The organism is Bradyrhizobium murdochi (genome assembly GCF_000472965.1).
Classification (GTDB): domain Bacteria; phylum Pseudomonadota; class Alphaproteobacteria; order Rhizobiales; family Xanthobacteraceae; genus Bradyrhizobium; species Bradyrhizobium murdochi.
Genome location: NZ_AXAU01000002.1, coordinates 485,618 through 501,064 on the forward strand (window position 1 = coordinate 485,618; position 15,447 = coordinate 501,064).

The 15,447-nt window shown below is 61.7% G+C and carries 10 protein-coding genes; 7 read left to right on the forward strand and 3 right to left on the reverse strand.

Going from position 1 to position 15,447, the window contains the following annotated elements:
* The first annotated feature begins 145 nt into the window (after positions 1–145).
* The 3 genes from YUO_RS0109770 to YUO_RS0109780 are packed head-to-tail and all read left to right on the forward strand — an operon-like array spanning position 146 to position 4,820.
* Positions 146–1,948 (forward strand): FAD-dependent oxidoreductase, encoded by a 1,803-nt coding sequence (locus YUO_RS0109770; RefSeq protein WP_028347084.1) that lies wholly within the window; start codon positions 146–148, stop codon positions 1,946–1,948.
* Positions 1,918–3,768, forward strand: coding sequence for a 2-oxoacid:acceptor oxidoreductase subunit alpha (locus YUO_RS0109775; RefSeq protein ID WP_028347085.1), 1,851 nt, complete (start codon positions 1,918–1,920; stop codon positions 3,766–3,768). The genes YUO_RS0109770 and YUO_RS0109775 overlap by 31 nt, the downstream gene beginning before the upstream one ends.
* Positions 3,765–4,820 (forward strand): 2-oxoacid:ferredoxin oxidoreductase subunit beta, encoded by a 1,056-nt coding sequence (locus YUO_RS0109780; protein ID WP_028347086.1) that lies wholly within the window; start codon positions 3,765–3,767, stop codon positions 4,818–4,820. The genes YUO_RS0109775 and YUO_RS0109780 overlap by 4 nt, the downstream gene beginning before the upstream one ends.
* On the opposite strand, the gene YUO_RS0109785 is transcribed toward YUO_RS0109780, so the two are convergent.
* The 3 genes from YUO_RS0109785 to YUO_RS0109795 are packed head-to-tail and all read right to left on the reverse strand — an operon-like array spanning position 4,821 to position 9,596.
* Positions 4,821–6,365: a SpoVR family protein gene (locus YUO_RS0109785; protein ID WP_028347087.1), complete on the reverse strand. Its 1,545-nt coding sequence runs from the start codon at positions 6,363–6,365 to the stop codon at positions 4,821–4,823.
* Positions 6,362–7,633 (reverse strand): YeaH/YhbH family protein, encoded by a 1,272-nt coding sequence (locus YUO_RS0109790; protein WP_028347088.1) that lies wholly within the window; start codon positions 7,631–7,633, stop codon positions 6,362–6,364. Before YUO_RS0109790 ends, YUO_RS0109785 begins: the two co-directional genes overlap by 4 nt.
* Positions 7,634–7,652: 19 nt before the next feature.
* A complete protein-coding gene (locus YUO_RS0109795) occupies positions 7,653–9,596 on the reverse strand; it encodes a PrkA family serine protein kinase (RefSeq protein WP_028347089.1) in 1,944 nt (647 codons plus the stop codon).
* Between the two features lie 506 nt (positions 9,597–10,102).
* Between YUO_RS0109795 and YUO_RS0109800 the strand changes: the two genes are divergently transcribed.
* The 4 genes from YUO_RS0109800 to gnd all read left to right on the forward strand — a co-directional run bounded on the left by YUO_RS0109800 (position 10,103) and on the right by gnd (position 15,447).
* Positions 10,103–10,708: a hypothetical protein gene (locus tag YUO_RS0109800; protein WP_028347090.1), complete on the forward strand. Its 606-nt coding sequence runs from the start codon at positions 10,103–10,105 to the stop codon at positions 10,706–10,708.
* Between the two features lie 31 nt (positions 10,709–10,739).
* Entirely contained in the window at positions 10,740–11,189 is a 450-nt protein-coding gene (locus tag YUO_RS0109805) for a DsrE family protein (protein ID WP_028347091.1), read from the forward strand.
* A gap of 403 nt (positions 11,190–11,592) precedes the next feature.
* The gene (locus tag YUO_RS0109815; protein WP_028347093.1) at positions 11,593–14,439 is read left to right on the forward strand and encodes a bifunctional transaldolase/phosoglucose isomerase; all 2,847 of its coding nucleotides are present in this window, start codon (positions 11,593–11,595) and stop codon (positions 14,437–14,439) included.
* Between the two features lie 12 nt (positions 14,440–14,451).
* Positions 14,452–15,447 carry a phosphogluconate dehydrogenase (NAD(+)-dependent, decarboxylating) gene (gnd, locus tag YUO_RS0109820; RefSeq protein ID WP_028347094.1) on the forward strand — a complete coding sequence of 332 codons (996 nt, stop codon included), beginning with the start codon at positions 14,452–14,454 and terminating at the stop codon, positions 15,445–15,447.

Here is a 15,447-nt window from a genome sequence, read left to right on the forward strand (position 1 = left end):
CGCACAGAATTGCCTTGTGCGCAGCGTCTGGAATGGCTCTAATAAGATAAGCCTATGATCCAATTTAAAAACCACAAGAACGCTCGTTAAGCGTTCGCAGGCAAAATAAGGCCGCGTTTTCTAAGCTTGCGCGGACAAGGTAGGAATGAAACCGACTGATATCTCGGCGCCAGACTACTTTCACAAAGTGGTTGATTGCCAATGGGCCTGCCCCGCTCACACCCCGGTTCCCGAGTACATCCGTTTGATTGCCGAGGGGCGTTATAGCGACGCCTACATGATCAACTGGAAATCGAATGTGTTTCCCGGAATTCTGGGACGCACCTGCGATCGTCCATGCGAGCCCGCCTGCCGGCGCGGCCGCGTCGAGGAGAACCCGGTTGCGATCTGCCGCCTGAAGCGCGTTGCCGCCGACTTCAAGGACGACGTCAAGCACCGCATGCCGAAGCCGTCATCGGCGAAGAACGGCAAGCGCATCGCGCTGGTCGGCGGCGGGCCTGCGTCGCTCACGGTGGCGCGGGACCTCGCACCGCTCGGCTATCACTGCACCGTGTTCGATTCCGATCCCAAGGCGGGCGGCATGATGCGGAGCCAGATTCCAAAGTTCCGCCTGCCTGACACTGTCATCGACGAGGAAACCGGCTACATCCTCGACCTCGGCGTCGAGTTCAAGGGCGGCCACCGCGTTGACAGCCTGAAGAAGCTGCTCAACGAGAACTACGACGCGATCTTTGTGGGCTCCGGCGCGCCGCGCGGCCGCGAGCTCGACATCCCCGGCCGCAAGGAAGCAGCCGCCAACATTCGCATCGGCATCGAATGGCTGGCATCGGTCTCGTTCGGCCATGTCGAGAAGATCGGCCGCCGCGTGATTGTGCTCGGCGGCGGCAACACCGCGATGGATTGTTGCCGCACCGCGCGCCGGCTCGGCGGCGAGGACGTCAAAGTGATCGTGCGCTCCGGCTTCGAGGAGATGAAGGCAAGCCCCTGGGAGAAGGAAGACGCCCTTCACGAGGATATTCCGATCCTCAATTACATGGTGCCGGTGGCATTCAAGCATGTAAGCGGCAAGCTGATCGGCGTCACCTTCCAGAAGGTGAAGGCCGAATACGACGCCAAGGGCCGTCGTAACCTGGTGCCCACGGGCGAACCTAACCAGACCATCCCTTGCGACGACGTGCTGGTGGCCGTCGGCCAGGAGAACGCGTTCCCCTGGATCGAGCGCGACTGCGGTATCGAGTTCGACAAATGGAACATGCCGCAGGTCGATCCCATCACCTTCGTATCGACCAATTCGAAAGTGTTCTTTGGCGGCGATGCCGCGTTCGGTCCGAAGAACATCATCTGGGCGGTGGCGCACGGCCACGACGCGGCGCTGTCGATCCACAAGATGCTCTCAGGCGAGGACATCAACGAGCGTCCGCTGCCCGAGGTAAACGTCTTCTCGCAGAAGATGGGCATCCACGAGTGGAGCTACGACAACGACATCTCCGGCGACAAGCGCTTCAAGGTGCCGCATCGCGACAAGGTGATCGCGCTGAAGGACATCAAGGCGGAAGTCGAGCTCGGCTATGACGTCAAGCTCGCGCTCGGCGAGGCGCAGCGCTGCCTGAACTGCGACGTGCAGACCATATTCTCGGCGCCCGCCTGCATCGAATGCGACGCCTGCGTCGACATCTGCCCGATGGATTGCATCACGTTTACAGAGAATGGCGAGGAGGATGACCTGCGGCAGCGGCTGAAAGCGCCGTCGCCGCATCACGACCAGGCGCTCTATGTCGCCGAAGGGCTCAAGACCGGCCGCGTCATGGTGAAGGATGAAGACGTCTGCCTGCATTGCGGGCTGTGCGCCGAGCGTTGTCCGACTGGTGCCTGGGACATGCAAAAATACCTCATCGATATGACTTACGCGGGATCAACATGTCAGTCCAAAGCCCGATCAGCAGCGTAAACGACTTCGTCGTCCGTTTCGCCAACGTCAACGGTTCGGGTTCAGCCAGCGCCAACGAACTGTTCGCGCGCTCGATCCTGCGCCACGGCGTGCCGGTCTCACCGCGCAATATCTTCCCCTCGAACATCCAGGGGCTTCCGACCTGGTATGAGGTGCGCGTGACGGAGGCCGGCCATCTCGGCGCCCGCGGCGGCGTCGATTTGATGGTGGCGATGAACCCGCAGACCTGGGACAAGGACGTCGCCTCGATCGAGCCCGGCGGCTATCTGTTCTACGATTCCACCAAGCCGATGCCGTCGTCGAAATTCCGCGCCGACATCACCGTGATCGGCGTGCCGCTGACCGCAATCACCAATTCGACCTATACCGATCCGCGCCAGCGCCAGCTCTTCAAGAACATCATCTATCTCGGCGCGCTCTGCGCCCTGCTCGATCTCGATCCCAAGCTGGTCGAGCAACTGATCGGCGAACAGTACAAGGGCAAGGAAAAGCTGCTGTCATCGAATGTCCACGCGCTGCATCTCGGCCGCGACTGGGCACTGCAGAACCTGAAGTGCCCGATCGGTTTGCAGGTGAAGAAGTCCGACAAGGTCGGCGACCGCATCTTCATGGAAGGCAACAGCGCGGCGGCGCTAGGGGCGGTCTATGGCGGCGCCACAGTCTGCGCCTGGTATCCGATCACGCCGTCGTCGTCGGTGGCGGAAGCCTTCACCAGCCACTGCAAGAAGCTGCGGCACGACCCTGAGACGGGCAAGGCGAAATACGCGATCGTGCAGGGCGAGGACGAGCTCGCATCCATCGGCATCGTGATCGGTGCCTCCTGGAACGGTGCGCGGGCCTTCACCGCAACCTCCGGCCCCGGCATTTCCCTGATGACCGAATTCATCGGCCTGTCCTACTTCGCGGAAATTCCGGCCGTGATCATGAACATCCAGCGCGCCGGCCCCTCAACGGGCATGCCGACGCGTACCCAGCAATGCGACATCATCGCCTGCGCCTATGCCTCGCACGGCGATACCAAGCACGTCCTGCTGTTCCCGGAAGACCCGGCCGAAGCGTTCGAGTTCGCCGCACAATCATTCGATCTCGCCGATCGGCTGCAAACCATGATCTTCCTGATGCTCGACCTCGACATCGGCATGAACCACCGCCTCTGCCGCCCGCTGAAGTGGGACGACGCCAGGCAGTATGACCGCGGCAAGGTGATGACTGCGGAAATGCTCAATGAACCGGGGCGCGATTTCGGCCGCTATCTCGACGTCGACGGCGACGGCATCCCCTACCGCACCTATCCCGGCACGCACCCGACCAAGGGTTCGTTCTTCACCCGCGGCACCTCGCGCGACCGCTACGCGCGCTATTCGGAGGAAGGCGCCATCTACGCCGACAACATGCAGCGGCTGGTGCGCAAATTCGAGACCGCGCAAGACATGGTGCCGCGGCCGTTGCAGGCCAACGCCGCCAGGCCGACCAAATACGGCGTGATCTATTTCGGCTCGACGTCGCCCGCGATGGACGAGGCGATCGGGATCTTGGAAGCGCGCGGGCATCAGCTCGACCGCATGCGCATCCGCGCCTTCCCGTTCCACTCCAGCGTGGCGAGCTTCATCGCCGACCATGATTTCGTGTACGTGGTCGAGCAGAATCGCGACGGCCAGTTGCGGCAGTTGATCGTCAACGAGAACGGCATCGATCCGGTCCGGCTGGTGCCGATCCTGCACTATGACGGCACGCCGATCACCGCACGCTTCATCGCCAATGCGATCGGCGACCACCAGGATCATCTGAAAGTGACCCCTCTCCGCAAGGCCGTGTCATGACCTACATTGCGAAACCAAAATTCCAGCATCCGGGCCTGCCGAAGAACGAACTCGGCTACACCCACCGGGATTACGAGGGGAAAGTTTCGACCCTGTGCGCCGGCTGCGGCCACGACTCGATCACCGCCTCGATCATCGAGGCCTGCTATGAGTTGTCGATCGAGCCGCACCGGGTGGCAAAAATTTCCGGCATCGGCTGCTCGTCGAAGACGCCGGACTATTTCCTCGGCAATTCGCACGGCTTCAATTCGGTGCACGGCCGGATGCCGTCGGTCTTGACCGGCGCCAACCTCGCCAACCGCGACCTGATCTATCTCGGCGTCTCCGGCGACGGCGATAGCGCCTCGATCGGCTTCGGCCAGTTCGCGCATTCGATCCGGCGCGCCGTCAACATGACCTACATCGTCGAGAACAACGGCGTCTACGGCCTGACCAAGGGGCAATTTTCGGCGACCGCCGATCGCGGTTCGAAGTCGAAAAAGGGCGTAATGAACACCGACAACGCCATCGACCTGGTGGCGATCGCGCTGCAATTGGGCGCCAGCTTCGTGGCGCGCAGCTTCTCCGGCGACAAGAGCCAGCTCGTGCCGCTGATCGCAGCCGCCATTCGGCACAAAGGCGCGGCGTTCATCGACGTCATCAGCCCCTGCATCGCCTTCAACAACCACGCCGGCTCGACCAAGAGCTTTGACTATGTCCGCGAGCATAATGATGCGGTGAACCGCCTCGACGTGCTCACCGGCCGCGACCCGATCAGCGTCGAATATGCGCCCGGCACGGTGCAGGTGGTCGAGCAGCATGACGGCACGCGGCTGGCGCTGCGCAAGATCGACGCCGACTACGACGCCAACGACCGGCTGGCCGCCATGACCTTCCTGCAGAAACACGCCGCCAAGGGCCAAGTCGTCACCGGGCTGCTCTATGTCGATCCGGACGCGGAAGACCTCCACACCCATCTCGACACCGTCGAGACGCCGCTCAATACGCTCGAAGCCAAGGACCTGTGCCCCGGCTCGGCGGCGCTGGAAAAGATCAACGCCAGCCTGCGGTAGCTATGCTACCGCGGCGATCTTCCGCGGGTTTGCAACGTACTCCTTCAAGACCGTACCAGATGCATCGGCCTCGACGAGGGATACGTCGTAGGTCCAGAGATCGGCAAGGTGCTGCAGCACGCGCTTGGTGTCGGCTTCGCTGAGCTGGGCGCCCTTTACCACGGTGTGGCGCAGCATCAGGCGACGATCGCCCGCAAGGTCGACATCGACGACCTCGATGTTCGCATCGATGAAACCGACATCGTACTGCCGCGCCAGTTCGCGCCGGAGCCGGCGATAGCCGCGCTCGTCGTGGATGGCATCTACCAGGATGCCGGCCCGCTCTTCCGGATCGTCATGCAGATGGAACATGCGGAAGTGCCGCATCAGCCGCGGGCTCAGGAACTGGCTGATGAAGCTTTCATCGCGATAATTGGCCCAGATGTCCCGCAACACGCCCATCGTGTCGCCGGTCCCGGCGATATCCGGGAACCAATCGCGGTCCTCGGCTTCCGGATTGGTGACGATGCGTTCGATGTCCTGCATCATCGCAAATCCCAGCGCATAGGGATTGAAGCCGGAATAGCGCGGATCGTCGAACTCGGGCTGGAACACGACGTTAGTGTGCGACTGCAGGAATTCGAGGAAATTGCCGTCCGTCAGCCGCCCCTGCTCGTGCAGCCGGCTTATGATGCGATAATGAACGTAGGTCGCCGTGCCCTCGTTCATCACCTTGGTCTGGCTCTGCGGATAGAAGTATTGCGCGATGTGCCGCACGATCCGCAATATTTCGCGCTGCCAGGGCTTCAGCCGAGGCGCCGTCTTCTCGAGAAAATAAAGCAGGTTTTCCTGCGGTAGACCGAGCATCGCGCGACGTCGTTCGACATCCAGTACCGCGCCGCTCTTGGCCGGGCCGGTGGGAACGGTGCGCCACAGATCGTTGAAGGCGCTCTCCTCATGGGCACGGCGCCTGCCCGCCCGCTTTTCCTCCGCGCGAAGATCGAGGCTCTTCTTGCCGGGATAGCGATCGATGCCGTGCGACATCAAGGCGTGCGCGGCGTCGAGCGTATGCTCGACCGCCAGCCGGCCATGGCGCTCCTCGCAGTGCGCCACATAGCGCTTGGCGAATTCGAGATAGTCGAGAATGCCGTCAGCATCGGTCCATTGCTTGAACAGATAGTTGTTCTTGAAGAAGTGATTATGGCCGAAGGCGGCATGCGCGATGACGAGCGTCTGCATCGTCGCGGTGTTTTCCTCCATGAGGTAGGATATGCACGGCGACGAGTTGATGACGATCTCGTAGGCCAGGCCCATCAACCCCTTGCGGTAGGATGCCTCCTGAAAGGCAAAGTGCTTGCCGAACGACCAATGCTTGTAGAACAGGGGCATGCCGACCGACGAATAGGCGTCCAGCATCTGCTCGGCGGTAATGACCTCGATCTGGTTGGGATAGACGTCGAGCCCCAATTCGTCCCGCGCAATCTGCTCGCAGGCGTCGCAGATCCGCTGCAGCGTCCGAAAGTCCCAGTCGGCCCCCTCGAACAGCAACTGGTCGGTCGTGGTCATGACCCGGTCCTTTCCTGCTGGCCACGGCGCTGGAAGAGATCGTGAAACACCGGGAATATCTCGCTGCGCTCGTTGACCTTGCGCATCGACAGCGGCGCACCATTCGCACGCAGGCCCTCGTAAAGGGTCCAGAGCGCCGAATTGGGCATTTCGTAGGACAGGCCGTTTTCCTGGCCGACTTCCAGGTAGGCAAAAAACTGGGTGACCGGCAGGATGTTGTCGGTGAGGAGCCGGCTCGCGACTTCGCCATCCGCGTAGGAATTGTCGCCGTCGGAAGCCTGTGCAGCGTAGATGTTCCAGTCCGCCGGCCGGAACCGCGATCGCACAATGTCATGCATCGCCTGCAACGCGCTTGACACCAGCGTGCCGCCGGAAGCCGGCCCGTAAAAGAACGTCTGCTCGTCGACCTCTTCGGCCCGGTCGGTATGCCGGATGAAAACGATCTCGACGTGGCGATAGCGCCGCTTCAGGAAGACGTAGAGCAGCATATAGAAGCGCTTGGCGAGATCCTTCATATGCTCGGTCATCGAACCGGAGACGTCCATCAGGCAGAACATCACGGCCTGCGCCACGGGCTTCGGTACCGTCTCGAAACGCCGGTACCGGATGTCGATCGGATCGATGAACGGGATGCGGCGCATCTTTGTCTTCATGGCCTCGATCTCGGCCATGAGCTCGGCGCGACGCTCCTCGCTGCAATCCAAAAGCTCCGCCTCGAGGGCCTCCAGCACCTCCCGCCTCGGTCGCCGTAGCGCAACACGCCGCGTCAGAGCGCGACTTACCGTTCGGCTCACCGAGATGTTGGCAGGCGATCCGGACGTTGTGTAACCGGCCCGGCGAATGCCTTCGCTCTCCACCTCAGCCAGCTTTCGCTTGGCAAGATCAGGCAATTCCAGGTCGTCCAGGAACAGGTCGACAAACTCGTCGCGGCTGAGAACGAAGCGGAACGTATCTTCGCTGTCGCCCTCGCCCGCTCCTCTTCCTCTGCCGCCGCTCTGGTTTGGTCGCGGCAGGATATCGCCTTCGACGAACTTCTTGTTTCCAGGCAGCACCATGTCGCGCGTGCCGCCTTCGCGGCGAAAGCGCGGCTCGTCCATGCCGTCGATCGGGACGCTGACCTCGCCGCCTTCCAGGACATCCTTGATGTCCCGGCTCTGCGACGATTTCTTCACAGCTCCCTGGACCAGCGCCTTGGCCCTGCGCAGAAAGCGCTGGCGGTTCTCAAGACTCTTGCTGCCTGGATTCAGGCGCCGGTCGACGATGTGAATAGCCACGTTTTCATCCGCCTCAGCCAGCCTGTTTTACGCGCATGTACCACTCGACCAGCCTGCGGACTTGCCGCTCGGTATAGCCGCGCTCGACCATGCGCGCGACAAAGTCGTCATGCTTCTTTTCGGTATCGCCGTCCTTCTTCGAGCCGAATGAAATGACGGGAAGCAGGTCCTCGACCTGGGAGAATATCCGCTTCTCGATCACTTCGCGAATCTTCTCGTAGCTGGTCCACGCCGGGTTCTTGCCGCTGTTCTGGGCGCGCGACCGCAGCGAGAACTTGACGACCTCGTTGCGGAAGTCCTTGGGATTGGCAATGCCGGCCGGCTTTTCGATCTTGGTCAGTTCCTGGTTGAGCAGGTCGCGATCGAGCAGTTGGCCGGTGTCCGGGTCCTTGAAGTCCTGATCCTCGATCCAGGCATCGGCATAATCGACATAGCGATCGAACAGGTTCTGGCCGTAATCCGCATAGGATTCGAGATAGGCCTTCTGGATCTCGTTCCCGATGAACTCGGCGTAGCGCGGCGCCAGTTCGGCCTTGATGAATTCGAGGTAACGCTTCTCGACTTCGTCGGGAAGCTGCTCGCGCCGAATTGCCTGCTCCAGCGTGTACATCAGATGGACCGCGTCGGCACCGACCTCGTTGGTGTCGTGGTTGAAGGTCGCGGCGAGAACCTTGAAGGCGAAGCGGGTCGAAACGCCGTCCATGCCTTCATCGACGCCGGCAGCGTCCCTGTATTCCTGAACGCTGCGCGCCTTCGGATCGGACTCCTTCAGGCTTTCACCATCGTAGATCCGCATCTTGGCGAACACGGTCGAATTCTCGTGCTTGCGCAACCGTGACATCACCGAGAAGCGCGCCATTGTTTCCAGCGTGGCCGGGGCGCACGGGGCGGTGGCCAGTTCGGAGCTCTGGATCAGCTTCTCGTAGATCTTCTGTTCTTCGGCAACCCGCAGGACGTACGGCACCTTGATGACGCAGATACGGTCGATGAACGCCTCATTGTTCTTGTTGGCTTTGAAGCTTGTCCATTCGGCCTCGTTGGAGTGGGCGAGAATGACGCCGCTGAAGGGGATCGCACCGATGTTCTCGGTCCCGATATAGTTGCCCTCCTGCGTCGCCGTCAGCAGCGGATGCAGCATCTTGATCGGCGCCTTGAACATCTCGACGAATTCGAGAATGCCTTGGTTGGCGCGGTTGAGGCCGCCCGAATAGCTATAGGCGTCGGGATCGTTCTGGGCGAAGGTCTCCAGCTTGCGGATGTCGACCTTGCCGACCAGTGACGAGATATCCTGGTTGTTTTCATCGCCAGGCTCGGTCTTTGCGATCGCGATCTGCCGCAGCCGCGACGGCTGGATCCTGGCGACCCGGAATTGCGAGATGTCGCCGCCGAACGCTTCGAGGCGCTTGTAGCACCACGGGCTCATCAGTCCGTTGAGGCGGCGGCGCGGAATGCCGTACTTCTCCTCGAGCATCGGCCCGAGCGTATCCGGATCGAACAGGCTGAGCGGGCTTTCGAACACGGGGCTGAGTTCGTCGCCGGCCTTCAACACGTAGATGGGGTGAACTTCCATCAACGATTTGAGGCGCTCGGCGAGCGACGACTTTCCGCCGCCGACGGGGCCCAGCAGATAGAGGATCTGCTTGCGCTCTTCGAGGCCCTGCGCGGCGTGGCGGAAGAACCCGACGAGGCGCTCGATCGTGTCTTCCATGCCGTAGAAGCCCGCGAACGCCGGATAGAGCCGCATCGTGCGATTCAAAAAGATACGGCCAAGGCGGGGGTCCTTGGCCGTGTCAATCATCTGGGGCTCGCCGATCGCAGCTAGTAGTCGTTCGGTCGCATTGGCATATCGCATCGGATCGTTTCGACACGACTCGAGATATTCCGCCATCGACATGTCGGCTTGACTTCGAGCTTCGAAGGACCGGGCGAAAGCATTGAACAGAGAATCGTTGTACATGATCCGTCTCTCCATGGTCACCTGTAAATGCCGGACGCACCACTAGGGTTCCAGTATCGGAGCGTCACAGCTTCCGTTCGCGAATCACCGTCAGCACATATGACGATTGGACACGCGACGGACTTCACAATGCAATGCAATACTCATGCTAAGGGCCTCTACCTCGTAAAGATACGGTGCCATTTCGCTCGCGTTGTAGCCGGGCAGCAACATTTTTCACCGGGGAAGTACTGAGCATTATGTAAGGGTTTTTTAGGGATTGTGAGCAGGTGCGGGGCTCGAATTTGCGCCGGCCCGGGCAAGGCGAAGGCAGCAAACGCAGTAAGCCCCGGGCTCTGAACCGGGGATAAACGCCGCATTTATCACGCATTCAGGCCTTTGGGCGGGCCGCGCTGACGCAAAATGGCCAAATATCCGTCAGGGCCAGTCACGAACCTGCGCGTTTGAACGCACCCGGCGCCACCTGCAACTAAAGTAATATGCCGCGCGTTTAATCCGAGTCTGCCATGAAATATCTCTGGATCGTTGCCACCGTTGCCTCCCTCGTCGGAGCCAATGCCTGCCACGCCCAGGATGGCGTCGATAAAGCCAAGGCCGCCGCTTTCGACGGGCAAATGTTCGGCAGCCCGCTCAGCCAAAAGACGTATGCCTGCTTCGTGCGTCGTTATGACGCCAACCATCTGGCGCAGCATCCGAAGCAGAAGGTCAGCGCGATGAAGCTTTTGGTGACGGCCGAAGGCGCGCCGGAAGACAAGACCGTCAATTATTCCTTCCGCCTCGGTTTCAAATATCGCCACCGCGCGGGCAATTTCGATTCCAGCGGCTATTGCAATCACATTGTCGCCGCAAGCACCGGCGGCGAAATTCGTCTCGGCTGCAGCATCGATTGCGAAGGCGGCGGCATTGAAGTGGCGATGAAGGACGATAGATCCGCACTGATCCGGCTGGAGCGGATCAGGATCTGGGAGCGCAACAAGGCCGACGACGATGCCAGCAACGATCTGGTTGCCGGCGCCGACGACAAGATTTTCCGCGTCGATCGCGCGGACTTACGCGAATGCGCTGAACTCGTGACCGACCGCAAGGAACTTGCGGCGCTCCGGCGCAAATAGAAGCCACATTGTTCGAGGCTGGGAGGACGCCATGCACCGACGCAATATCCTGTGGGGCGCGGTTTCGGCGCTCAGTGCAGTCTTTGCCGCCTCTCGCGCCAGTGCGGCCAGCGAGGCAGCACCTTCGGCAAAATTGAAAGTGGTTTATCACCTCAACGATCTCGACAAGGTCAATTTCGTGCTCGGCAACATCCAGAATCATCTCGATGGGGTCGGTGGTCCCGACCATGTCACGATCGCGCTGGTGGTTCACGGCCAGGCACTACGGGCGTTTCATTCGGCTTCCGTCAATCCCGAGCTTTCCCGGCGTATCGGTCAATTCTCCAAAGCTGGAATCGAGCTCGCCGCCTGTGGCAACACCATGAAATCCCAAAATGTCGCGCTGGAAGATTTGCTGCCGGGCTTCATTGCCGCCGACCGCGGCGGCGTGGTGCGGATCGCCGAGTTGCAATCGCAGGGTTATCTTTACCTGAGGCCGTGAGGGGTTTGCGCATGACGTGAACAATTCACGTCGATCGCTCATTTGGACAATTTGGTCGCCGCACTTTCGCCGCTCCATCGCGCTGAATACGTCTTGTGTTCTGATCCAGGCCGCACGAAATCGCGAGATGGCCCGGAGGCGAGAAACGACGGCTCATCACGGGCTCCTTCACGACTTCGTGCAATGTGTCCGTCGGCGTCACCATCCGAACCCTGGTTCGACCGACCCGCCAGTCTCACGGCGGGCCAGAACGGACTTTTCCGGGATCGAACCGGAGCCACTGGCGTTATCGTCCGGGACCATTCCATCCGGCTGCATGCCCAACCAAAATGTTGACTTTCCGGCCCTGCCCCCGAAAGCTGCCGGAAGCCCAAAAATCGACCGATCGAACAGAACAGGCACCATGAATCCCGTCAAAGCACTCGAAAACCATGGCCAGGCAATCTGGCTGGACTTCCTCGCCCGCGGCTTCGTCGCCAAGGGCGATCTCAAGGCGCTGATCGATACCGACGGTGTCAAGGGCGTGACGTCCAATCCCTCGATCTTCGAAAAGGCGATCGGCAGTTCGGATGAATATGACAGTGCCATCAGCCGCGCTCTGAAAGCAGGCGACCGCCCGGTCGCCGCCCTGTTCGAGGCGCTCGCCGTCGAGGACATCCAGAACGCCGCCGACGTGCTGCGCCCGGTGTACGACCGTTTGAACGGAAGCGACGGCTTCGTCAGCCTTGAGGTCTCGCCCTATCTGGCAACCGATACCAAGGGAACCATTGCGGAAGCCGAACGGCTCTGGAAGGACGTCAAGCGGCAGAACTTGATGGTGAAGGTGCCGGCCACGCCGGAAGGCCTGCCCGCGATCGAACACCTGATCGGCGATGGCGTCAGCATCAACATCACGCTGCTGTTCTCGCAAAACGTCTATCGCGAGGTGGCGGAGGCGTACATCGCGGGTCTGGAAAAATACGTCGCCAAGGGCGGCGATCCCTCTCACATCGCCAGCGTCGCGTCTTTCTTCGTCAGCCGCATCGATACCGCAGTCGACAAGCAGCTCGACGAGAAGATCGCGAAGGCCAATGACCCGAGCGAGAAGGAGCGACTGAGCGCGCTGAAGGGCAAGGTCGCCATCGCCAACGCCAAGCTCGCCTATCAGGACTACAAGCGGCTGTTCGCCGGCCCCCGGTGGGAGAAGCTTGCCGCCAGGGGCGCCAAGCCGCAGCGGTTGTTGTGGGCCTCCACCGGCACCAAGAACAAGGACTATAGCGACGTGCTTTACGTCGAGGAGCTGATCGGTGCCAACACCGTCAACACCGTGCCGCCGGCAACGCTCGATGCATTCCGCGACCATGGCAAAGTGAGGGACAGCCTCGAGGAGAATATCGAGGATGCGCGCCGCGTGCTCGAAGAGCTCGAAAAATCCGGCATCTCGCTCGACGCCATCACAGCCGAGCTGGTCAAGGACGGCGTCAAGCTGTTCGCGGACTCTGCCGACAAGCTCTATGGCGCGGTCGCATACAAGCGCGCGACCTCGCTCGGCGGCGGCATCGACCGGCAGCAATTCGCGTTCGGCGATGGCATCGGCAAGGCCGTCGAGAAGAGCACCGAGGAGTGGCGCGCGTCGGCCAAAATCCGAAGGCTGTGGCAAAAGGACAAGTCGGTCTGGACCGGCGACGACGAGAACAAATGGCTGGGCTGGCTGAACAGCGCGGCCGCCGCCAACATTGCCGACTACGAGGATTTTGCCCGCCGCGTGAAGGGGCAGAATTTCAGCGACGCGGTTGTGCTCGGCATGGGCGGATCCAGCCTCGGACCGGAGGTGCTGGCGGAGACGTTTGCCAGGAAATCCGGTTTCCCGAAGCTGCATGTGCTCGATTCCACCGATCCCGCGCAGGTGCAGGCGATGGAGGAAACCGTCGACCTTGCCCACACGCTGTTCATCGTCTCCAGCAAGTCCGGCGGCACCACCGAGCCGAACGTGATGAAGGATTACTTCTTCGATCGCGTCGCCAAGACCATCGGCAAGGACAAGGCCGGCCATCGCTTCATCGCGGTCACCGATCCCGGCTCGTCCCTGGAGAAGGTGGCGATCAGCCAAGGCTTTGCCCGCATCTTCCATGGCGACCCCACGATCGGCGGACGCTATTCCGTGCTGTCGCCGTTCGGACTGGTGCCAGCGGCTGCCGCCGGCATTGACGTCCGCAGCCTGATCACGCACGCGCTCGCGATGGTGCGCTCCTGCGGCGCCGACGTGCCGCCGCACGAAAATCCGGGCGTGCAGCTCGGACTGGCGATGGGCCTTGCCGGCCTCGAAGGCCGCGACAAGGTGACGATTACCTCGTCGGAGAAGGTCGCGGATTTCGGCGCCTGGGCCGAGCAACTGATCGCCGAATCCACCGGCAAGGAAGGCAAGGGCCTGATCCCGATCGACGGCGAGCCGCTCGGCGACCCCTCGCTTTACGGCGACGACCGCTTCTTCATCGACATCCGGACCGAAGGCGAAGATGACGCCTCGCATGATGATCGGCTCAAGGCGCTCGAGGCGGCCGGACATCCCGTGGTTCGCATCGTCATGAAGTCGATCGACCATATCGGTCAGGAGTTTTTCCGGTTTGAGATGGCGACCGCCGTCGCAGGCGCGATCCTCGGCATCAATCCGTTCAACCAACCCGATGTAGAAGCGGCCAAGATCAAGACGCGCGAGTTGACGAGTGCGTTCGAGAAGACCGGATCGCTGCCGGCGGAGGAGCCGGTGATTTCGACCGACGAGGCTGATCTTTACACCGACGAGCACAATGCGGCCGAGCTGCGCAAGGCTGGCGCCGACGGCACGCTCGGCTCCTGGGTCAAAGCGCATCTTTCGCGCTCCGACGGCGGCGACTATGTCGCCCTGCTCGCCTATATCGCGCGCAATCCCGGTACGATTGGCTCGCTGCAAAAGATGCGGCTTGCGGTGCGCGACAAGCATCATCTGGCGACCTGCGCCGAATTCGGCCCGCGCTTCCTGCACTCGACCGGCCAGGCCTATAAGGGCGGTCCCGACAGCGGCGTGTTCCTGCAGATCACGGCCGACGATGCCGAGGATTTGCCGGTGCCCGGACAGAAGGCGAGTTTCGGCATCATCAAGGCGGCGCAGGCGCGCGGCGATTTCGACGTGCTCACCGAACGCGGCAGGCGTGCGCTGCGCGTCCATCTCAAGGGCGATCTCGGATCGGGGCTGTCTGCGCTCGATGCTGCGATCGCAGAGGCGCTCAGTTAAGGAAGTCAGGATATGCAACTCGGCATGATCGGCCTCGGCCGGATGGGCGGCAACATCGTCCGCCGGCTGATGAAGGACGGCCACACCGCCGTGGTCTACGACAAGGACGCCAAGGCGGTCGCCGCACTGGCGGCGGAAGGCGCAACCGGCGCTGACACGCTGGACGATTTCGTGGCGAAACTCGAGAAGCCTTGCACCGCCTGGGTAATGCTCCCGGCAGGCAAGATCACCGAGACGACCATCGAGGCATTGGCAAAGCTGATGCAGCCCGGCGACGTCATCATCGATGGCGGGAATACGTTCTGGCAGGACGACGTCCGCCGCGGCGCGGCGCTGAAGGCAAAAGGCCTGCACTACCTCGACGTCGGCACCAGCGGCGGCGTCTGGGGCATCGAGCGCGGCTATTGCATGATGATCGGCGGCGATAGGGCGGTGGTCGACCGGCTCGATCCAATCTTCAAGACGCTGGCGCCGGGCGTGGGCGACATTCCGCGCACACCGGGACGCGAGGGCCGCGACCCGCGCGTCGAGCAAGGCTATATCCATGCCGGGCCGTCCGGCGCCGGGCACTTCGTCAAGATGATCCATAACGGCATCGAATACGGCCTGATGCAGGCCTATGCCGAAGGGTTTGATATCCTGAAGAACGCCAACATCGACGCGCTGCCGCCGGAGCATCGTTTCGAGTTCGACGTGGCCGACATTGCCGAGGTGTGGCGGCGCGGCAGCGTGATCCCCTCCTGGCTGCTCGATCTCACCGCTTCGGCGCTTGCGGAAAACCAGACGCTCGACACCTACTCCGGCTTTGTCGAAGATTCCGGCGAAGGCCGCTGGACGGTCAACGCCGCGATCGACGAAGCTGTGCCGGCGGAAGTGCTGACGGCGGCACTCTATGCGCGCTTCCGTTCGCGCAAGGATCACACCTTTGCGGAAAAAATTCTTTCCGCGATGCGGGCCGGTTTCGGCGGCCACAAGGAGCCGCCGAAGAAACCCACTTCAAAGGCGTGA